General features: G+C 64.3%; 18 protein-coding genes. 9 read left to right on the top strand and 9 right to left on the bottom strand.

Features of this window, described 5'->3' with window-relative positions:
- The first annotated feature begins 2 nt into the window (after positions 1–2).
- Genes BPNPMPFG_RS23675 through BPNPMPFG_RS23695 form a run of 5 tightly spaced genes read left to right on the top strand, consistent with a single transcriptional unit; the run spans position 3 to position 6267 of the window.
- Positions 3–2813 carry a molybdopterin-dependent oxidoreductase gene (locus BPNPMPFG_RS23675; protein WP_413776885.1) on the top strand — a complete coding sequence of 937 codons (2811 nt, stop codon included), beginning with the start codon at positions 3–5 and terminating at the stop codon, positions 2811–2813.
- On the top strand, positions 2810–4351 hold the full coding sequence (locus BPNPMPFG_RS23680; RefSeq protein WP_258591057.1) for a 6-hydroxynicotinate reductase: 1542 nt from the start codon (positions 2810–2812) through the stop codon (positions 4349–4351). Before BPNPMPFG_RS23675 ends, BPNPMPFG_RS23680 begins: the two co-directional genes overlap by 4 nt.
- A complete protein-coding gene (locus BPNPMPFG_RS23685; RefSeq protein ID WP_258591058.1) occupies positions 4351–5232 on the top strand; it encodes a UPF0280 family protein in 882 nt (293 codons plus the stop codon). Before BPNPMPFG_RS23680 ends, BPNPMPFG_RS23685 begins: the two co-directional genes overlap by 1 nt.
- Positions 5225–5809, top strand: coding sequence for an amino acid synthesis family protein (locus BPNPMPFG_RS23690; protein WP_258591059.1), 585 nt, complete (start codon positions 5225–5227; stop codon positions 5807–5809). Before BPNPMPFG_RS23685 ends, BPNPMPFG_RS23690 begins: the two co-directional genes overlap by 8 nt.
- Positions 5806–6267 (top strand): MarR family winged helix-turn-helix transcriptional regulator, encoded by a 462-nt coding sequence (locus BPNPMPFG_RS23695; RefSeq protein WP_258596888.1) that lies wholly within the window; start codon positions 5806–5808, stop codon positions 6265–6267. The genes BPNPMPFG_RS23690 and BPNPMPFG_RS23695 overlap by 4 nt, the downstream gene beginning before the upstream one ends.
- 97 nt (positions 6268–6364) lie before the next feature.
- Here the strand turns inward: BPNPMPFG_RS23695 and BPNPMPFG_RS23700 are convergent, their stop codons facing one another.
- From BPNPMPFG_RS23700 to BPNPMPFG_RS23710, 3 genes are read right to left on the bottom strand one after another with little or no spacing between them, the layout of a single operon-like run.
- Complete coding sequence (locus BPNPMPFG_RS23700; protein ID WP_258591060.1) at positions 6365–7333, bottom strand: substrate-binding domain-containing protein; 969 nt, start codon at positions 7331–7333, stop codon at positions 6365–6367.
- A complete protein-coding gene (locus tag BPNPMPFG_RS23705; RefSeq protein WP_258591061.1) occupies positions 7330–8646 on the bottom strand; it encodes an ABC transporter permease in 1317 nt (438 codons plus the stop codon). The genes BPNPMPFG_RS23700 and BPNPMPFG_RS23705 overlap by 4 nt, the downstream gene beginning before the upstream one ends.
- The gene (locus BPNPMPFG_RS23710; protein WP_258591062.1) at positions 8643–10226 is read right to left on the bottom strand and encodes a sugar ABC transporter ATP-binding protein; all 1584 of its coding nucleotides are present in this window, start codon (positions 10224–10226) and stop codon (positions 8643–8645) included. Before BPNPMPFG_RS23710 ends, BPNPMPFG_RS23705 begins: the two co-directional genes overlap by 4 nt.
- Before the next feature lie 218 nt (positions 10227–10444).
- On the opposite strand from BPNPMPFG_RS23710, the gene BPNPMPFG_RS23715 reads away from it, so the two are divergent.
- The gene (locus BPNPMPFG_RS23715) at positions 10445–11464 is read left to right on the top strand and encodes a LacI family DNA-binding transcriptional regulator (RefSeq protein ID WP_258591063.1); all 1020 of its coding nucleotides are present in this window, start codon (positions 10445–10447) and stop codon (positions 11462–11464) included.
- A 233-nt stretch (positions 11465–11697) separates the two neighbouring features.
- On the opposite strand, the gene BPNPMPFG_RS23720 is transcribed toward BPNPMPFG_RS23715, so the two are convergent.
- The 4 genes from BPNPMPFG_RS23720 to BPNPMPFG_RS23735 all read right to left on the bottom strand — a co-directional run bounded on the left by BPNPMPFG_RS23720 (position 11698) and on the right by BPNPMPFG_RS23735 (position 15995).
- Complete coding sequence (locus tag BPNPMPFG_RS23720; protein ID WP_258591064.1) at positions 11698–12492, bottom strand: inositol monophosphatase family protein; 795 nt, start codon at positions 12490–12492, stop codon at positions 11698–11700.
- A gap of 89 nt (positions 12493–12581) precedes the next feature.
- On the bottom strand, positions 12582–13583 hold the full coding sequence (locus BPNPMPFG_RS23725; protein ID WP_258591065.1) for an LLM class flavin-dependent oxidoreductase: 1002 nt from the start codon (positions 13581–13583) through the stop codon (positions 12582–12584).
- Between the two features lie 68 nt (positions 13584–13651).
- Positions 13652–14821, bottom strand: coding sequence for an AI-2E family transporter (locus tag BPNPMPFG_RS23730; protein ID WP_258596890.1), 1170 nt, complete (start codon positions 14819–14821; stop codon positions 13652–13654).
- A gap of 112 nt (positions 14822–14933) precedes the next feature.
- A complete protein-coding gene (locus BPNPMPFG_RS23735; RefSeq protein ID WP_258591066.1) occupies positions 14934–15995 on the bottom strand; it encodes an LLM class flavin-dependent oxidoreductase in 1062 nt (353 codons plus the stop codon).
- 221 nt (positions 15996–16216) lie between these two features.
- Between BPNPMPFG_RS23735 and BPNPMPFG_RS23740 the strand changes: the two genes are divergently transcribed.
- Positions 16217–16645, top strand: coding sequence for a DUF6481 family protein (locus tag BPNPMPFG_RS23740; protein ID WP_258591067.1), 429 nt, complete (start codon positions 16217–16219; stop codon positions 16643–16645).
- 81 nt (positions 16646–16726) lie between these two features.
- Here BPNPMPFG_RS23740 and sugE read toward each other — a convergent pair whose 3' ends face one another.
- Together sugE and BPNPMPFG_RS23750 are read right to left on the bottom strand one after the other, a co-directional pair.
- Positions 16727–17041 (bottom strand): quaternary ammonium compound efflux SMR transporter SugE, encoded by a 315-nt coding sequence (sugE, locus tag BPNPMPFG_RS23745; protein ID WP_258591068.1) that lies wholly within the window; start codon positions 17039–17041, stop codon positions 16727–16729.
- A gap of 207 nt (positions 17042–17248) precedes the next feature.
- The gene (locus BPNPMPFG_RS23750) at positions 17249–17374 is read right to left on the bottom strand and encodes a hypothetical protein (protein ID WP_258591069.1); all 126 of its coding nucleotides are present in this window, start codon (positions 17372–17374) and stop codon (positions 17249–17251) included.
- Between the two features lie 187 nt (positions 17375–17561).
- On the opposite strand from BPNPMPFG_RS23750, the gene BPNPMPFG_RS23755 reads away from it, so the two are divergent.
- Complete coding sequence (locus BPNPMPFG_RS23755; protein ID WP_258591070.1) at positions 17562–18371, top strand: transglutaminase-like domain-containing protein; 810 nt, start codon at positions 17562–17564, stop codon at positions 18369–18371.
- A 106-nt stretch (positions 18372–18477) separates the two neighbouring features.
- On the top strand, positions 18478–19452 hold the full coding sequence (locus tag BPNPMPFG_RS23760) for a cation diffusion facilitator family transporter (RefSeq protein ID WP_258591071.1): 975 nt from the start codon (positions 18478–18480) through the stop codon (positions 19450–19452).
- Positions 19453–19467: the final 15 nt, after the last annotated feature.

Genomic DNA, 19467 nt, shown 5'->3' on the forward strand with positions numbered 1-19467 from the left:
AAATGCGTGAAGCTCCGACCGATGCGGGCGGCGTTCGGCCTGGCCTCGGCCTTGAGCGAGCCGACATCGCCTTCGAGGTCAATGGCACCGCCATCTCGGTCAACGTGCCGCCGCTGCGCCGGCTGTCCTCGGTGTTGCGCGACGAACTGCTGTTGACCGGCACCAAGGTCGGCTGCGATGCCGGCGACTGCGGCGCCTGCACGGTGCTGGTCGACGGCGATCCTGTCTGCGCTTGCCTGATGTCGGCGGCTTCCGCCGCGGGAACGGCGGTGACAACAGTCGAAGGGCTCGCCAATGGCCGGCTGTCGGCATTGCAGGCATCATTCCTGGCCCATGGCGCGGCGCAGTGCGGCATCTGCACACCGGCGCTGCTGGTCGCGGCAACGGCATTGCTGGACAAGAAGCCCAGCCCGACCGAGACCGAGGTACAGGACGCACTGGGCGGCATCCTCTGCCGCTGCACCGGCTACCGGAAGATCATCGCGGCGGTGATGGATGCATCCCTGCAGGCCGGAAGTCTCGATTTCCGTCTGCCTCAGTCCGGCCATGCCATCGGCTCTTCCCCCGTCAGGCTTGATGGCGTGCCGAAGGTCACCGGCGACGAGAAATTCGGCGGCGATTCTTTCCCCGCCGACGCGCTGGCCGTGCTGGTGGTGCGCTCGCCGCATTGTCATGCCAGCTTCGCGTTCGGCGATCTTGACGGCTGGGCGAAGGCGCATCCTGGCATCGCCGGTGTGTTTATTGCCGCCGACATTCCGGGGAAAAACTGTTTCGGCGTTATCGGCCCATTCGCCGACCAGCCGGCGCTGGCCGAGGGTTTTGCTCGCCTTCGCGGTGAGGCGGTGGCGCTGGTTGCCGGCGAGCGCGAGGCGATCCTCGATCTCGATTTGTCAGATTTCCCGATTCGCTGGACCGAACTGCCGCATGTCCTGCAGCCTCGCGATGCACAGGCCGATGGTGCGGCGCTGATCCATGAGAACCGCCCTGCGAACCTGCTCACCTCCGGCTTTGTCGAGCGCGGCGATCCCGAGGCGGCGCTTGCCGGCGCTGCCGTCACTGTGTCCGGCGCCATCGACACCTCCTATGTCGAGCACGCCTATATCGAGCCGGAAGCCGGCTACGCCTATATGGACGGCGACACGCTGGTCGTCGTCGCCTGCACGCAGGCGCCCTATATGGACCGCGACGAGACGGCGAAAGTGCTTGGCCTCGCCGTCGACAAGGTGCGCATCGTGCCGACCGCGACCGGCGGCGGCTTCGGCTCCAAGCTCGACGTGTCGCTGCAGCCGCTGATCGGCCTCGTGGCGCTGAAGACCGGCAGACCGGCGGCGCTCGCCTACACCCGCACCGAATCGATGATGTCGACGACCAAGCGCCATCCCGCCGAGATGAAGGCGACCATCGGCGCCGATGCCGACGGTATCGTCACCGGCATGATCTTTGCCGGCGATTTCAACACCGGCGCCTATGCCAGCTGGGGGCCGACCGTCGCCAACCGCGTGCCGGTGCACGCGTCCGGCCCCTATGCGACGCCGAACTACCGCGCCGAGGGCCGCGCCATCCACACAAATGGGCCGATCTCGGGCGCCTTCCGCGGCTTCGGTGTGCCGCAAGCGACGATCATGCAGGAGACGCTCTATGACGAGCTGGCCGGCAGGCTCGGCATCGACCGGCTCGACTTTCGGCTGAAGAATTGTCTTCGGAACGGCTCCGAAACGGTTACCGGGCAACGGCTGGACTCCGGCGTCGGCATCGCCGAATGCCTTGAATCGCTGCGGCCGCATTGGGCGCGCGCGAGGGCCGATGCAGATATATTCAATTATGCTAATATAAAGAGAAAACGCGGCATAGGCGTCGCTTCCTGCTGGTATGGTTGCGGCAACACTTCGCTGCCAAACCCCTCGACCATCCGTGTTGGCATCGCGGCAGACGGCGCCGTCATCCTGCATCAGGGTGCCGTCGATATCGGTCAGGGCTCGAACACGGTCATCGCCCAGATCTGCGCCGACGCGCTCGGCCTGCCGCTGGACAAATTCCGGCTGAAAAGCGCCGATACGGCAATCACCCCCGATGCCGGCAAGACATCGGCCTCGCGCCAGACCTTTGTGACCGGCAAGGCGGCCGAGAAAGCCGGCCGCGCCTTGCGCGAAAAGATCCTGCGTTTTGCCAATGTCTCGGAGAAGGCATCGCTGCAGCTGGATGGCTCGGCGATCGTCATCCGCGAGGGCGAGGCCGCGCGCCGCATCGATCTCGCCGCTCTCGACGTGGATGGCGATGGCTTCGTCTTCCGCGCCGAGGAGACCTATGATCCGCCGACGCTGCCGCTCGATGCCAAGGGCCAGGGCAAGCCCTATGCCGTCTATGGCTACGGCGCGCAGATCGCCGAACTCGAAGTCGACCTCAAGCTCGGCACGGTGAGACTGATCAAGATTACCGCCGCGCACGATGTCGGCAAGGCGATCAATCCGCTGCTGGTCGAGGGCCAGATCGAAGGCGGCATCGCGCAAGGCATCGGCATGGCGCTGATGGAAGAGTATATCCCCGGCCGTACCGAGAATTTGCACGATTATCTCATTCCGACCATTGGCGACGTGCCGCCGATCGAGACCATCCTGATCGAGGTTCCGGACCCGGAAGGACCCTTTGGCGCCAAGGGTCTGGGCGAGCATGTGCTGATCCCGACGGCACCGGCGATCCTCAACGCCATCCGCCACGCCACCGGCGTCCTGGTCACCAAGGTTCCGGCGACGCCGACGCGTATCCGCGCCGCCATTCTCGAGGCCGCCATTATCGAGAGGGAGGCACGCCGATGAGCGAGCTTGCCGAACGTTTTGAGACGCATGACCCCGGCGAGAAGCAGGTGGCGGAGAAGATCCGCTGCGATGCCTGCCCTGTCATGTGCTACATCGCCGATGGCCGCACCGGCGCCTGCGACCGCTACGGCAATGTTGGTGGCAAGATCGTACGCATGGACCCGCTGACCATCCTCGACCATGCGGCGGAGACGGGCGCAGCAATCGTGCCCTTCGTCGCCGAGGGCGAGGCGTGGGACGGCGAACTGGTCAACACCGGCCGCCGCTTCGTCACCGCCATCGGTGCGGGCACCACCTATCCCGATTACAAGCCGGCCCCGTTCATCGTCAGCCAGGAAGTCGAGGGCGTCGATCTCGTCACCGTCGTCACCGAGGGCATCTTCTCCTATTGCGGCGTCAAGGTGAAGATCGACACCGACCGTCATCTCGGACCCGAAACGGCTGTGGTGCGATCGCAGGGCGAGGCGATCGGCCATGTCACGACGGGCGAATACGGCTCGCAGATGCTGTCGCTGGGTGGCGTGCATCACCTGACCGGCGGCTCGAAGTCGGAAGGTCGGGCCACCTGCGACGCGCTGCTCAGTCTGTGCAACCGCAAGCCGGTGGAGCTTGCCATCGACGGCGGCGCCACCATCATCGTCCAAGCCGGCAAGCCGCCTGTTATCGACGGCAAGCAGGAGCACCGCATGCGTGTCGGCTGCGGTTCGGCCACCATCGGCATGTTCGCCACGCAATGGCGCGGGCTGGTCGACGAGGTTGTGGTGGTCGACGACCACATCACCGGCGTCGTTTCCGAGCATCAGGCCGGCAAGGTGCTGGGCTGGCAGGATACCGGCATAAAGATCATCGGCCGCCGTTCGACGCCTGGCCGCTATTTCAAGGTGTCCGAGCCCGGCCTCGGCTGGGGTGGCACCAGCATTTCCGACCCGCTGTCGATCCTTGGCGAATGGAACGCCAAGAAGGGCGCGCGTCCTGGGCTGTCGCTGCTGATGGTTTCCACCACCGGCGAGCAATTCGCCTATTACGAACTCGACGACGAACTGAAGCCGGTGCAAAAACCGTTCCCGGAGCGTTTGCAAAAATCCGTCGGGCTGATCGAGGACAATTGCGAGCCGGCGCTGTGCACCGTGCTGTTCATCGGCGGCGCCGGCGGTTCCCTGCGCGCCGGCGTCACCGAGAACCCGGTCAACCTCACCCGTTCCGTGCAAGGCTTGACCACCTATGTGACGGTCGGCGGCGCGCCGGTCTATGTCTGGCCAGGCGGCGGCATCACCCTGATGGTCGATGTCACGAGGGTGCCGGAAGGCGCCTTCGGCTATGTGCCGACCCCGGCGCTGGTGGCGCCGATCGAATTCACTCTGCGCCGCGACGACTATGTCAGGCTGGGCGGCTACGAGGCCGAAATCCGCAGCGTCGACGACATCGTTGCCAAGGGCGGCGAGTACCTCAATCCGCGACGCGGCACGGGTGCTGCGGCCGGCAATCCATGGCCGCCGCTGGCGCAGTTGCGCCGCGCTGTCCCGAACGAGGCCGGGTGATGTCCGGCCCGCAAGCGCATTGGCTGCAGGACGGCAAGCGGCTGCATCTCAACCATGGGCCGATCGACCTGATCGTGGAGGCTTTTGGCGATGAGCACGAATGCCGCGAAGCCTATGAGCAGGCCACAGCGCGTTTCCAGACCATTTTGGCCGAACTGGTTGAGGAATTGCCCGAGTTGCGCCAGCCGGCCACACCGCGACCGCGCGCCTTCGTTGGCCCGACAGCGCGGCGCATGGAGGCAGCGGTTGCGCCGCTGGCGGAAAAATTCCTCACGCCGATGGCGGCCGTCGCCGGTTCGGTAGCCGACGAAATACTTGGCGCCCTGGTTGTCGGGCGGGGGCTTGACCGCGCCTATGTCAACAATGGCGGCGACAGCGCCATCCATCTCGGCGCCGGCCAGTCGATGACGCTTGCCATCGCCGGCACCGGGCACGGTCTGGCTGACCGCATCGTCATCCGTGCCGAGGACGGGATACGCGGCGTTGCCACCAGCGGCTGGCGCGGACGCTCGTTTTCGCTTGGCATTGCCGATGCCGTCACGGTGCTGGCGCGGACCGGTGCCGAGGCTGATGCCGCGGCGACGCTGATCGCCAATGCCGTCGACCTGCCCTTCCATCCGGCCATCCGGCGTGCTCCGGCGCGTGAGCTTGCTCCCGACAGCGACCTTGGCGACCGGCCGGTCACGCAAGAGGTCGGCCGGCTTTCTCCAGCGGAAATCGCCACGGCGCTGGACAGCGGACTTGCCGTCGCCGAAGATTTCCGCCGCAGGGGATTGATTGCCGCATCGGCGCTGTTCCTTGCCGGACAGACCCGCATCGCTGGTTCCATGGCGCTTGCCGCGCCCAACAAAAATCCAGGGAAGGAAGTTGCCCATGCCTGAGTTTCCGATCCGCAAGATCGCGGTGCTGACCGAGGAGATCTTTCACGAGGGCGGGCCGATGGCCAAGGTGCCGCGCCGTCGCGCCGCCGCGATGGCGCTGGTCAAGAACCCGTTCGCCGGGCGCTATGTCGAGGAGTTGCAGATCGCCATGGACGATCTGAAGCCGCTCGGCCTGCTGCTCGCCGACCGGCTGATCGCGGCACTCGGCGGCGACGTGAAACAGATCGACGGCTATGGCAAGGGCGCCATTGTCGGCACGGCTGGTGAGCTGGAACATGGCGCGCTGTGGCATGTGCCCGGCGGCTATGCCATGCGCGAGCGGCTCGGCGACGCCAAGGCGATCGTGCCGTCGGCCAAGAAGGTCGGCGCCTTTGGTTCGCGGCTCGACGTGCCGCTCGGCCACATCAACGCCGCCTATGTGCGCAGCCATTTCGACGCCATGGAAGTCGGCGTCAGCGACGGCCCGCGCCCTGACGAGATCCTGTTCTGCCTCGCCATGACCTGCGGTCCGCGCGTGCATGACCGCATGGGCGGCCTTGCGGCCAAGGATATCAAGGCTTGGGACGGGCTGCGGTGAGCGGCGAGGACAATCTGCTGAAGCTCGTCGAGGCGCAAGAGCCCGACGAAAACGATTATCGCTTGCAGGAGCAGGTCGGTTTCATCCTGCGCAAGGCGCACCAGCGCCATGTCTCGATCTTTGCCGCGCGCATCGCCGACCTGACGCCGCCGCAATTCGCCGCGCTCGCCAAGCTGCACGATGTCGGCGAGACCTCGCAGAACCAGCTCGGCACGCTGATCGCCATGGACGCTGCAACGGTGAAGGGCGTCATCGACCGGCTGAAGGCACGCGGTCTGGTCGAGCTTTCCAAGCATGAGGTCGACAAAAGGCGGCTGCTGGTCAATCTGACCCCCGAGGGCCGCGAGGCGATCGAACGCCTGATCCCGCTGGCGCGCGACATCACCCAGGAAACACTGGCGCCGCTCTCGACCAAGGAGATCGCCACCTTCATGAAGCTGCTGGCGAAACTGGCGTAAGGGCGGCGAGGCAAGGCGTTGGGTTCCTCTCCCCCACTTTCGTGAGGGAGAGGAACCCATATCCTGCGAGGTCGGCGCTCATCTCCGGCGATAGACCTCAGAGGCCGTTGTCCTTCAGCACCTTGGCGGCATTTTCCTTGGTGATCTTCTCAGTCGGCAAAGTGATGGTCTTTTCGACCTTCTCGCCTTTGAGGAATTTGATCGCCTGCCGCAGGCCTTCGGCGCCGGGGGTGACATAGGTGAAGGTCGCCGTCAGTTCGCCCTTGTTCACCATTTGCACACCTTCGTTGGGCAGACCGTCGATGCCGATGAACTTGATGTCCTTCTCGCGGCCGACATCCTTGGCGGCGAGATAGGCGCCATAGGCCATCGGGTCGTTGTGGCCGTAGACGAGATCGATCTTCTCGTTGCTCTTCAGCGCATTGGCCATCAAATTGTAGGCCTGGTCCTGCTTCCAGTCGCCCGACTGCTTGTCGAGCAGATACTTGATGCCCGGTTCCTTGTCGGTGAATTCATGGAAGCCGTCATGGCGGTCATGCGCCGGCTGGGTGCCCATGCCACCCCAGATCTCGACGACATTGCCTGATGCCTTGCCCTTGCCGCCAAGCAGTTCGACGGCATATTCGCCGGCCGCGCGGCCGATCAGCGCGTTGTCGCCGCCGACGAACTGGGTGTAGTCCTTGGTGTCGACATTGCGGTCGAGCACGAAGACCGGAATCTTGGCGTCGATCGCCTGCTGCACCACGCCGGTCAGGCCGGCGGATTCCTTCGGCGAGACCAGCAGCGCGTCGACCTCCTGGCGGATCAGGTTCTCGACATCGGCAACCTGCTTTTCGGTCTTGTCCTCGCCGTCGGTGATGATCAGCTCGACCTCGGGATGCTTGGCGGCCTCGGCCAGGATGTCCTTGTTGAACTGTGCGCGCCATGGCTCGATGGTCGTCACCTGCGAGAAGCCGATCTTCCACTTCTTGTCCTGGGCGAAGGCGTTGCCGCTGGTCAGCAGCGCGGTGGTGGTCAGCAATGCCGCGGTCACGGCGGCAAGCTTCAGCATGTCACGTCGTTTCATTCCTTGTTTCCTCCAAGATTGAGAGACGAGGTCTCTGATGACAGCCGCTTAGCCGCGGCCGTTTCCTTGCGCGCCGCTTGCCCGCCGGGCAGGCGCAGATAGCCGAGAAGATCCGCGGCATTGCGCTCCTGCACGAGCACGGTGCCGATGATGATCATCCCCTTCAGCACCAGCTGAAGGTTCGAATTGATGTTGTGGAGCTGCAAGATGTTGGACAGCAGGCCAAAGATCAGGACGCCGCAGAACGTGCCTGTCAGACTGCCGCGCCCGCCCATCAGGCTGGTGCCGCCGATGACGACGGCGGCGATGGCGTCGAGCTCCAGCCCGGCGCCGGCATCCGGCTTGCCTTGCCGGTACTGCGCGACATAGAGCACGGCGGCGATGCCGGCGAGCAGTCCGGAGACGGCATAGGTGGCGATCTTGACGCGGCCGGCGGCGATGCCGGAAAGCCGCGCCGCCTCCTCGTTACCGCCGATGGCATAGACATAGCGGCCGAAGGGCGTGAAGCGCAGCACGGCGCCATAGATCAGGATAGCACCGAGGAAGAACAGACCCGGCATCGGGATGACGCCGAACACCAGCGAGCGCAGCATCTCGAAATCGGCGGTGGCATTCGAACCGGTATAGACCGGCAGCACCGCATTGTTCTGGCCGGCAGTCAGCCGGGCGATGCCGAGCGCCGTCACCATCATCGCCAGCGTGACGATGAAGGGCTGCAGCCGCCCGGCAACGATGATGAAGCCGTTGAGCGCGCCGAACAGCAGGCCGACGCACGGCGCCACCAGGAGGACGCCGAGCACGCCGAACTTCGGCTCGATCTGCGGCAGAAGGTACCACAGGGAAAGACAGCACAGGATCACGCCGACGACAGCGGGCGTGACCACGCCACGAACGCCATCCAACCTGACGTCACGCGCGGCATCGGCGCCGGCGCGGGATTTTTCCACGTTGAGGAAGATGAAGCGGGTGACAACAAAGCCGAGGCAAAGCGCCACCACGGCGACGGTCGGCACGCCCAGCACAGCGCCCGGCGTCACGCCTGGAACCGTCAGCAGCATGGCGCAGACCACCGAGCAGATGGCCATCAGCGAGCCGACGGAAAGATCGATGCCGCCGGTGATGATCACCGCCGTCATGCCGGTGGCGATCAGCCCGGTTGTCGAGACCTGGCGCAGCACGTCGAGCAGATTACCGTAGGACAGGAAGATGTTGTTGCCCTTCGAACTGACCGGCGAGCCCAGCACGCCGATCAGGAAGATGGCGATCAGGCCCCAATAGAGCTTGGTCCGCGACAGGAGTTTCAGGGCAGTCATGCGGCGGGTCTCGAGATCGTCCGGCGGGGTGCCGCGAGGCGCATGATGGCCTCCTCGCTGGCCGCATCGCGGGAGAGGATGCCTGTCTGGCGACCGTCGGCCATCACCAGGATGCGATCGGAAAGATGCAACAGCTCCGGCAGTTCCGAGCTGATGACGGCGATGGCGAGACCGCCCTGCGCCAATTGGAAGATCAAGTCGTAGATCTCGCGCTTGGCGCCGACATCGATGCCGCGCGTCGGCTCGTCGAGCAACAGCACCCTTGGCCTGGTCGCCAGCCATTTGCCGATGACGACCTTCTGCTGGTTGCCGCCTGACAGCGTGCCGGCGGGCTGATCAATGTCCTGGCAGCGGATGCCGAGTGCCTTGACCGCCTGCCGCGCCAGCCCCTGCTCGCCGGCCAGCGAACGGATGCCGAAGCGCGCCAGCGATCCGACCAGCGGCAGCGCGACATTGTCGGTGATCGAAGCCTGCAGATGCAGGCCTTGTGTCTTGCGGTCCTCGGTCACCAGCGCGATGCCCAGCCGTCTTGCGTCGCGCGGCGAACGGATAGAAACGGGCTCGCCATCGACATGGATCGCGCCGCCGGTACGGCCATTGCTCGAGCCGAAGATCGCTTCGAGGATCTCGGTGCGGCCCGAACCCAGCAGCCCGCCGATGCCGAGGATTTCTCCGGCGGCAAGATCGAAGCCGACGCCGTCGATCACCATGCGCCAACCATGCGCATCGGGCTTCGACAGTGACAAATTGCTGACCGACAGCACGATCTCGCCACCGGGGCGGCGCTCTTCCTGGGAGGAGGCAAGCAGGTTGCGGCCGACCATCGCCGAAATGATCGCATCTTCGTCGAGCTTGGCCATCGGCTCGGTCAGCACATGGCGGCCGTCGCGAAACACGGTGACGCGGCTGGCCAGAAGCATGACCTCGTCGATGCGGTGCGAGATGTAGACGATGGCAACGCCGCTGTCGGCAAGCTGGCGGATGATGCGGAACAGCCGCTGGCATTCGGCCGGCGACAGCGCCGAGGTCGGCTCATCCATGATCAGGATGCGCGCCGACATCGACAGCGCCTTTGCGATCTCGACCAGTTGCTGTTCGCCGACGCGCAAAGCGCCGACCCGCGCCTCCGGATGGAGTTCGATGCCGAGCCGCTGCAAAAGGGCACTCGCCGCGTGGCTGCTCGCCTTGCGGTCGATGATCAGCCCTGCGATCAGCTTCTCGCGTCCGAGAAAAATGTTTTCGGCGACGCTGAGTTCGGGAACCAGGTTGAGTTCCTGGTGGATGATGGCAATGCCGGCATCCTCGGCGTCGCGCACGCCGGCAAAGCTGACCGACCGGCCATCGACACTGACCGTGCCTTCGTAGCCGGTGTAGACGCCGGAGAGGATCTTCATCAGCGTCGACTTGCCGGCGCCGTTCTCGCCCATCAGGGCATGAACCTCACCGCGCCGCAATTCGAAGCCGACATCGACGAGGGCGGCGATGCCGCCGAAGCTCTTGGAAATGTGCTGAGCGCTCAGAACCGTGTCCGAACGATCCGCCGCACTGTGCTCCGAGGACAGGGAACTGCTCTCTTCCATGACAATGGCGGCCTCCCTTCCGTCTTCGTCTGTCTCTCAAACGCTAATCTAAACGTTTCGATCGTGTCAAGCTTATATCTGGTGACGCAAGTTTGATGCGTTTAGATTCTTGCTTAAAAAGGCAGGATTCCGTAGGTATTGGCAGCAAGGGGTGACGAAACGTTTCGAAAATGACAGCGCCAAGGCTAAAAAGACAACGCAAATCGACCGCACCCACCATGCTTCACGTGGCAGAAGCGGCGCGTGTCTCGGTTGCCACCGTGTCGGCGTTGATCAACGGTACCGCGACCGTCAGCCCTGAGCTCAGCCAGCGCATCGAGCAGGCGATCCGCGATATCGGCTACAAACGCAATGCGATTGCCCGCAGCCTGAAGATGGGCACGACCCGCACCATCGGACTGACCGTGCCGCACATCACCAACCCGTTCTTCACCGATGTTGTTTCGGTCATCCAGCAGGCCTTCGACCGGGCCGGCTATGCCGTCATGCTGTGCTGCACGGATGAGGACCTGAACACCCAGGACGACCAGATCAGGCTGCTACTCGACCGCATGGTCGACGGACTGATCGTGGCGCGTGTCGGCGATGGCGCGATCCTCAAGGGGATCGTCGATGACGCTAATGTGCCGGTCGTGCTGCTCGACCGCATCTGCGAAGGTGTCGACACCGATACGGTGGTGCTCGACAACCAGCGCGCGGTGTTCGACGCCATCACCTATCTGATCAACCTCGGCCATCGACGCATCGGCTACATCACCGGAACGTCAGACATTTCGCCGATGCATGACCGCATGGCGGGATATCGCGAGGCGCTTCACGCCGCCGGCCTGCCGATCGCGGAGGAGCTGATCCGCTTCGGCAATTTCCACGAGATCGACGGCTACAACGCGACCATGCAGCTGCTTTCCTCGCATGATCGGCCAAGCGCGATCTTTTCGGCCAACAACCCGATGGTGATCGGCACCATGAAGGCGATCCGCGACATCGGCCTGTCCTGCCCGGAAGATATTTCCGTCGCTTGTTTCGACGACTTTCCATGGTCGGATGTGTTCCAGCCGCAACTGACCACGGTGGCGCAGCCGGTGCAGGCGATCGGCGAACAGGCGGCCAATCTCTTGCTTGACCGTCTCGCCGGCAATAGGGACGCACCGCCACGCAAGCTGGTGCTCAAGGGCCGCCTGATGATCCGCAATTCATGCCGGCCGCTCGGGGTGGCGGCTCAGAGTGTGAGCGCGTAGGTCCTCGGTTTGGAACCCTGGAGAGGCCGCGGGACAGCGCCCCCCTCTGGCCTGCCGGCCATCTCCCCCTCAAGGGAGGAGATCAGCTGTCACTCCGGCTTTCGCCAATTGCCAACCTGGCAAAAGAGAGCGAAGCGCCCAAGCTGCCAATCTCCCCACTTGAGGGGGAGATGTCCGGCAGGACAGAGGGGGGCGCGAAGGATCGCCGCGCTGCAAAGCACAGTGCCGAAGAATTAAATCTTGAACGCCCCCGAACAAAGCTCCCGCAGCTTCGGAAAGACGCCCTTGCCGCCAGTGACCACCAGCGTCCCGTCCTGCAAGACTGTCTTCGGGTCGGGCTTCACCACCGTGCCACCGGCTTCCTCGACCAGAAGCATGCCGGCCAGGCAGTCCCAGGCGTTCATGTGCTCTTCGACATAGCCGAGCAGCCGGCCGGAGGCGACATAGGCCAGCATCAGGGCGCCGGACGCGTTGCGGAAGAAGACGCCGCCTTCGGCCAGCAGCATGCCGACCAGCACGGCGACATTTTCGGTGTCGGCCCGGTTTGAAAATCCGGTCCCGACGGAGCCTTCTTCCAGGCTGGTCGCCGCACTGGTCTTGATCGGTTTGCCGTTGACGAAGGCGCCGCCGCCGAGCCGGCCGTGAAACATCTCGCCGGTCGACGGCTCGTGGATCACGCCAACCACGGTCTCGCCATCCCTGGCGCAGGCGATCACCACGCACCAGGCCGGAATGCCGCGCACGAAATTGGCGGTGCCGTCGATGGGATCGATGACCCAGACATAGCCTGTCGAGCCGGCAACCGAGGCATGCTCCTCACCGACGATGCCGTCCTGCGGATAGTCGGCGGCAATGGCGGCCCGAATGAACAGCTCGACTTCGCGGTCTGCTTCCGAGACCAGGTCCTGATGGCCTTTGCTCTCGATGGTCAGGCTGTCGAGGTCGCGGAAATATTTCAGGCCAAGCTCACCCGCCCGCCGCGCCAGCTCGATGGCAAACTGCATGCGGGCGTCATGGTCATTTTTCACGGGGGGAACTCGATCTTGCGGAAGGGTGCCTCGCCCTTAGCAGAAGCGGACCACACCTTCCAAGCCGAGAGTGTCGTGTTTCGAGAAAGTCAGGCCGCTTGCGACAGCGATTTGTGGGCCTCGGCCAGGATCTCGAACGACCGCACCCGTGCCGCATGGTCGAAGATCTGCGCGGTGACCATCAGCTCGTCCGCCCCGGTGCGGCGCACGAACGCATCGATGCCTTGCCGGACCGTGTCCAGGGAACCGACGACGGCGCAGGACAGCGCCTGGCCGAGCATGGTCTTTGCCATCGGGTCGAGATCGCGATCATAGTTCTCGACCGGCGGCGGCAGCCGACCGGGCCTTCCGGTGCGCAGATTGACGAAGGCCTGCTGCAGCGAGGTGAACAGCAGCTTCGCCTCGGCATCGGTGGGCGCGGCAAAGACGTTGAGGCCGAGCATGACATGCGGCTTGTCGAGCTGTTCCGACGGCTGGAAGCGCGAGCGGTAGATGTCGAGCGCATGGTCGAGTTCCGCCGGCGCGAAATGCGAGGCGAACGCATAGGGCAAGCCAAGCATCGCGGCGAGCTGCGCGCCGTAGAGGCTGGAGCCGAGGATCCAGATCGGCACGTTCTGGCCTTCACCCGGCACGGCGCGGATGCGCTGGCCCTCCTCGGCCGGCTGGAAATAGCCCATCAGCTCGATGACATCCTGCGGGAAATTGTCGACGCCGGCCTCGAGGTTGCGACGCAAGGCACGTGCCGTGCCCATGTCGGTGCCGGGCGCGCGGCCAAGGCCGAGATCGATGCGGCCCGGATGCAAGGCGGCCAGCGTGCCGAACTGCTCGGCAATCACCAGCGGCGCGTGGTTGGGCAGCATGATGCCGCCGGCGCCGACGCGAATGGTCCTGGTGCCGCCGGCGACATGGGCAATGACGACCGCCGTGGCCGCACTGGCGATGCCCGGCATGTTGTGATGCTCGGCCAGCCAATAGCGCTTGTAGCCCAATCGCTCGGCGTGACGGGCAAGATCGAGCGAGTTGGCGAGCGACTGCGAGGCATCGCTGCCTTCGATGATCGGCGACAGGTCGAGAACGGAAAGGGCGGTCATGAACGGGATCCTGTGTCAGGACCGCATGTAGGATGCGCCCGGCGGGGCCGCAAATTCAAAAATATTGATCAGCCTTTTGCCGGTTCGGTGTCGGCAATGTCATCTTCCTCGACGACCGTCGTCTGCTGTGCGGCGAGGAAATTGCCGACATGGCTGAGCCCGTCGAAATGATCGCAGAACACCTTGATGACGACCAGCAGCGGCACCGCCATCAGGGCGCCGACGAAACCCCACAGCCACGACCAGAAGGCGATGGCGATGAAGATAGCCACGGCATTGATCTCCAGGCGCCGGCCGACCACCATCGGCGTCACGAACTGGCCTTCGACGATGTCGCACAACAGCACGAAGGCCGGCGCCAGCAGCGCATAGGAGATGGTGTCGAAGCTGATCAGCGCCATCACCGCGACAAGCACGAAGGTCAGCATCGCTCCGACATAGGGCAGGAAGTTGAGGAGTGCCGCGGCGACACCCCAGACCAGTGGGTTGGGCATGCCGAGCGCCCACAGGCCGAGGCCGATGACCGTGCCGAGGCCGGCATTGATGATGGTGACGGTGAGCAGATAGTGCGAGATTTCGCGCTCGACGTCGTAGACGACGCGCAGCGCCCGCTTCTTTTCGCTCAGGCTGGCGAAGGACTGGATGATCTTCTCGTAGAACATCGTGCCCGAGGCGAGCAGGAACAGCGACAGCACGAAGATGATGGTGAGGCTCGTTCCCGCCGACAGGATGTTGCTGGCGGCCGCCGACAGAATGCCGGACTGCGCCACAGCCACTTTCTGGATGCCCGGTTCCTGCGATGTCTCGGTCATCTGTTCGACCTGATGCGAGATCTGCATGATCATCTCGAGCGGACGCCGCAATTGCGCCAGCCGCTCGGTCAGCTTCTGGCCTATCGACGAGGTGTTGTTGAGGAGGTCGATGACCGGGCCGCTGAGCAGGTAGCCGGCACTGGCGAAAATGCAGATCGACAGCAGCACCAGCAGGGTCGCCGACACCACTTCGGGAATGCCGCGCTTGCGCAGCAGCCGGACGATCGGCGTCAGCGTCAACGCCAGCAGGAAAGCCAGGATCACCGGCATAAAGAAGGCGCGGGCGAAATAAAGCGCGTAGATGGCCATGAACAGGAAGATGCCGACAAGCAGCGAACGCATCAGATGCGTGTCCGCGCGGGTTTCGACGCGCGCGTCTTCAGCCTCTGCAACGCCTGTGCCTAAAGCGGCGGGTTCGGCTTTCATCATGGACCCTCACCGGCGCACCGCAATTGGTGCAATCCATTGACGAAAACGCCTCTACCGCCGCTTAGGTTCCGTTAGCGGCAAGGTCCGCGGCGCGGACCTTGCCGCTGGCCTATGCGACGGGCGTCGCCAGCACCGGCGCGGACTTCGCCGTTTCCTTGCGCACGATCGGCGCCACCCTGGTGCCGTAGAGCTCGATCGCCTTCATGATCTTGGCATGCGGCATGGTGCCGATCGCCATTTGCAGCAGGAAGCGATCGTTGCCGAATATCCTGTGCTGGGCGACGATCTTCTCGGCGACCTGCTCGGGACTGCCGACGAACAGGGCGCCGTTGGGACCACGCGACTGGTCGAAATGCGCCCGCGATGTCGGGCCCCAGCCGCGCTCGCGGCCGATGCGGTTCATCACTTCGGCCTGCGGGCCGTAGAAATCATCAGCCGCCTGCTCTGTCGTTTCGGCAATGAAGCCATGCACGTTGATGCTGGTGGCGAGGCCTGCCGGGTCGCTGCCGGCGTGCTCGGCGGCCTGGCGGTAGAGATCGAACAGCGGCGCGAAGCGCGCCGGCTCGCCGCCAATGATGGCGAGCGCCAGCGGCAGGCCGAGTGCGCCGGCGCGCGCCGCCGATTGCGGCGTCCCACCAATGGCGATCCAGACCGGCAGCCTGTCCTGGAACGGCCTGGGATAGACGCCGCGATCGTTGATCGGTGCGCGCAGATTGCCGGACCAGGTGACCTTCACGCTGTCACGGATGGCAAGCAGGAGATCGAGCTTCTCGGCGAACAGCTCGTCATAGTCCTCGAGATTGTAGCCGAACAGCGGGAAGGATTCGATGAACGAACCGCGCCCGGCCATGATCTCGGCGCGGCCGCCCGACAGAAGATCGAGCGTGGCGAACTGTTGGAAGACGCGCACCGGATCGTCGGAGGACAGAACGGTGACCGCGCTGGTCAGCTTGATGCGCTTCGAGCGCTCGGCAGCGGCGGCCAGCGCCACGACCGGCGCGGAGCCGGCATAGTCGGGCCGGTGATGCTCGCCGAGACCGAAGACGTCGAGGCCGACCTGATCCGCCAGTTCGACCTCTTCGATCAGGTTGCGCAGCCGCTCATATGGGCCGATCGCGCCGGGACCCGGCTGCGGGCTGACGTCGGCGAAGGTGTAGAGACCGAGTTCCATTCGAATGTCATCCTGGTGTTGAGGTTTCCGGCTAGAGGTAGCCATCGACCCGCTTCGCCGCCAGAGGGGCGGACGGTGAACAGTGCATGTCGATTTCGTCAGAAAAGGCGTCTCCCGGCTGCAACAACGCGGAATTTCATGGCTGGCATGCCGTTTTGGCGCTTGAACTCTCGGTATTCGCGCGTATGTAAGCGTCGCGAATTGACTTCAGGGAAGTGGACTTGGCTATTTACAGGGAAAAAGACGTTTTCGAGCGGCGCAACGCCGCAAACGAGGCAAAGAAGGCGCTTCTGGAGCGCTTCAAGGCAAAGCCGGCGGCAGACGATCCCGCAGTGCTGGCGCGACAGGCCGAACGCAAGGCGATCCTCGAGGCCCGCGAAATCCGCGAGGCCGAGAAGGCCAGGCTGAAGCAGGAAAAACTGGCACGCGAAGCGGTCGAGAAGGCCGAGCGCGAGGCAGCGGCCGAAGCGGCGCGTATCGCAGCCGAAGAAGCTGCCCAGGCGGAAGCCAAGATTCGGGAAGCCGAAGAAAACGAGCGCATTGCCCGTTTGCTGGCTGACGAAGCTGAGCGCAAGGCCAAGCGCGACGCGCGCTATGCGGCGCGCAAGCAGCGCACGGGCAGGACGCCTCCAGGCTTCTCCGCCCGCTAGCCTCCAGGCTACGGAAGCAATCTGCTTCGAAGAACAGGGTCGCCTTGCAGCGGCCCTGAACGTGTTTGTCTGCCGCTACGATCAGGCGGCGAACTTCAGCCCCATGATGCCGCAGACGATGAGCGCGATGCAGGCCAGCCTGATCGCGGTGGCCGGCTCGCCGAGCAGCCAGATGCCGAGCAGGGCCGTGCCGACGGTGCCGATGCCGGTCCATACCGCATAGGCGGTACCGACGGGCAGCGCCTTCAGCGCCAGGCCGAGCAAAGTGAGGCTGACGATCATCGAGGCGACCGTCAGCATGGTCGGCACCAGTTTCGAGAAACCGTCGGTGTATTTGAGGCCGATTGCCCAGCCGATCTCGAACAGGCCGGCAAAAAACAGAAGAATCCACGACATCGGGAAACGCTCCATCCGAGCATCGAACCGAAAAATGGTTTTCGGAGTCCGAATGCTCAATCAAAATGGCGGGTCGTCCCGGCCTGATTTTCGGGGAAGCGCGAGGTCGTCCCCGCCACGCCAATATAAGAATTTCGAGCGTTCGATCAACAACGACCGGCAACATCGTTGCCAGTCGTAATCCGTCTCGAAGCGGATTGACCGGACCTACTTGTCCTTGAGTTTCATCGCCTTGACCGGCGGCGCCTTCAGGGCCGGAGCCGCGGCGGGCTTCTTGGCGTCCTTCTTCGGCTTGCGGGCTTCCTTGCCTGCCTTCATCGCACCTTTAGCCATGATTCGTTCCTCCGATTGCGAGAAGCGAAGTGAAACAAGAGAAACGCCCGACTGCAAGAGGCCAGAGCAATTCCCGGTTTCTAATTTGCTCGTAAACCATGGCGGTCCGTGCAATGCTTGTCTTCGCACTGCAGCATCGGCCCGGCTTTTCGCCGGGTGATGAACAGGCAGGCCGGTCAGGACGACAATGCGAATCCACATCGGCTGCGAGATGAGCTTCGACTTTCCGCAGGAAACGCCGCTCATCGCGATGCTGAATGTCCACTATTCCCGCGCCTCAAATCTCGAGCGGCCGGACTTTTTGACCACCAACCCGCCAGTCCCTATCGAAAGCTATCGCGACAGTTTCGGCAATTGGTGCAGCCGGTTCGTCGCCCCGCCCGGGCGTTTCACCTTTGGCACCGACGCGGTGATCCGCGATCCCGGCACTTTCGAGATGGGCGACCTGATGGCCTGGCAGCACGAGGTGCGCGACCTGCCGGCGGACACGCTCCTGTTTCTGCTGCCCAGCCGCTTTTGCGAAAGCGACCTCTTGGCGAGCGAGGCATGGCGGCTGTTCGGCCACACGCCATTAGGCATTCCGCGCGTGCAGGCGGTGTGCGATTTCGTCCACAATCATATCGTCTTCAGCTACGGCAATGCGCGGCCGACACGCACCGCGGCCGAAGCCTATCGCGAACAGAGTGGAGTATGCCGGGACTTCGCGCATCTTGCCGTCACCTTCTGCCGGGCGCTCAACATCCCGACCCGCTACTGCACCGGCTACATCAGCGACATCGGCACGCCGAAGCCGTGGTCGAGCATGGATTTCGCCGCCTGGATGGAAGTCTATCTCGGCGGCCGCTGGCATGTCTTCGACCCACGCAACAACGCGCCGCGCATCGGCCGCATCCTGATCGCCTCCGGCCGTGACGCCGCCGACGTGCCGCTGACCCATATTTTCGGACCGGGCACGCTTGCCGGCTTCAGGGTGTGGACCGACGAGATCGTCGAGTAGCCACGCCGCACCCGTGAACGACTAGAGATTTCGCGCGTTGTGAATGGCTGTGGAGCTTCGATAGGTGCTCCGCTAAGCTTGGCCGCGTCAAACAGGGCAAGACACCATGGCCGGGCATGGCGGCTCGAAAAGGGTCATCTACACGGCGCTCGCCGGCAATCTCGCCATCGCGCTGACCAAATTCGCCGCCGCCTTCTTCACCGGCAGCTCGGCGATGCTGTCGGAAGGTGTGCACTCTCTGGTCGATACCGGTAATGGCGGCCTGCTGCTCTACGGCATGCATCGCGCCGCCCGCCCGGCTGATCGCACGCATCCGCTCGGTCACGGCCGCGAACTCTATTTCTGGAGTTTCATCGTCGCCCTTCTGGTCTTTGCGCTGGGCGCCGGTGTCTCGTTCTACGAGGGTGTGACCCATATCATGGCGCCCGAACCGGTCGCCAACGCCAAAGTGAACTACATCGTCCTCGGCCTGTCCTTCCTGTTCGAAGGCAGCTCCTGGCTGGTGGCGCTAAGGGAGTTCCGCAAGCAGAAGGGCAAAGAGGGCTGGCTGCAGGCCGTGCAATCGAGCAAGGACCCCAGCGTCTACACCGTACTGTTCGAGGACAGTGCAGCCCTGCTCGGCCTGGTCGTCGCCTTTGCCGGCATTCTGGCGGCGGAGCTGCTGGAAATGCCCGAGCTCGACGGTGCCGCCTCGATCGGCATCGCGCTGATCCTCGGCGCGACCGCGATCTTCCTGGCCCGCGAGAGCAAGGGCCTGCTGATCGGCGAGCCGGCATCGTCCGAGGTGCAGAGACAAGTGCTGGCGATCGCGCAGCAGGACCCTGCGGTGCAGCGGGCGAACGGCATTCTGACCGTCCATATGGGGCCGCAAGAGATTGTCGCCGGCCTGAGCATCGAGTTCGAGGACGATCTGACGGCGCCGGAGATCGAAGCCTGTGTCGAGCGCCTGGAGGCGCGGCTGAAGACAGAGATGCCGGAGATCACGCGGCTGTTCGTCAAGCCGCAGACCACCGGCACTTGGAAACAGCGGCGCAAGATTGTTGAAGCCGCGTCAGGAGACGAGCCGGAACCGGCCGGTTAAGATGCCGGCGAAGCA

Origin of the sequence: Mesorhizobium sp. AR07 (assembly GCF_024746815.1) — a bacterium.
Lineage (GTDB): Bacteria > Pseudomonadota > Alphaproteobacteria > Rhizobiales > Rhizobiaceae > Mesorhizobium.

Excerpts from the sequence above, each read along its gene's own strand:
- BPNPMPFG_RS23675 (WP_413776885.1), top strand. The coding sequence starts at position 3 with ATGCGTGAAGCTCCGACCGATGCGGGCGGCGTTCGGCCTGGCCTCGGC.
- BPNPMPFG_RS23680 (WP_258591057.1), top strand. The coding sequence starts at position 2,810 with ATGAGCGAGCTTGCCGAACGTTTTGAGACGCATGACCCCGGCGAGAAG.
- BPNPMPFG_RS23685 (WP_258591058.1), top strand. The coding sequence starts at position 4,351 with ATGTCCGGCCCGCAAGCGCATTGGCTGCAGGACGGCAAGCGGCTGCAT.
- BPNPMPFG_RS23690 (WP_258591059.1), top strand. The coding sequence starts at position 5,225 with ATGCCTGAGTTTCCGATCCGCAAGATCGCGGTGCTGACCGAGGAGATC.
- BPNPMPFG_RS23700 (WP_258591060.1), bottom strand. The coding sequence starts at position 7,333 with ATGAAACGACGTGACATGCTGAAGCTTGCCGCCGTGACCGCGGCATTG.
- BPNPMPFG_RS23705 (WP_258591061.1), bottom strand. The coding sequence starts at position 8,646 with ATGACTGCCCTGAAACTCCTGTCGCGGACCAAGCTCTATTGGGGCCTG.
- BPNPMPFG_RS23710 (WP_258591062.1), bottom strand. The coding sequence starts at position 10,226 with ATGGAAGAGAGCAGTTCCCTGTCCTCGGAGCACAGTGCGGCGGATCGT.
- BPNPMPFG_RS23715 (WP_258591063.1), top strand. The coding sequence starts at position 10,445 with ATGCTTCACGTGGCAGAAGCGGCGCGTGTCTCGGTTGCCACCGTGTCG.
- BPNPMPFG_RS23725 (WP_258591065.1), bottom strand. The coding sequence starts at position 13,583 with ATGACCGCCCTTTCCGTTCTCGACCTGTCGCCGATCATCGAAGGCAGC.
- BPNPMPFG_RS23730 (WP_258596890.1), bottom strand. The coding sequence starts at position 14,821 with ATGAAAGCCGAACCCGCCGCTTTAGGCACAGGCGTTGCAGAGGCTGAA.
- BPNPMPFG_RS23735 (WP_258591066.1), bottom strand. The coding sequence starts at position 15,995 with ATGGAACTCGGTCTCTACACCTTCGCCGACGTCAGCCCGCAGCCGGGT.
- sugE (WP_258591068.1), bottom strand. The coding sequence starts at position 17,041 with ATGTCGTGGATTCTTCTGTTTTTTGCCGGCCTGTTCGAGATCGGCTGG.
- BPNPMPFG_RS23750 (WP_258591069.1), bottom strand. The coding sequence starts at position 17,374 with ATGGCTAAAGGTGCGATGAAGGCAGGCAAGGAAGCCCGCAAGCCGAAG.
- BPNPMPFG_RS23755 (WP_258591070.1), top strand. The coding sequence starts at position 17,562 with ATGCGAATCCACATCGGCTGCGAGATGAGCTTCGACTTTCCGCAGGAA.
- BPNPMPFG_RS23760 (WP_258591071.1), top strand. The coding sequence starts at position 18,478 with ATGGCCGGGCATGGCGGCTCGAAAAGGGTCATCTACACGGCGCTCGCC.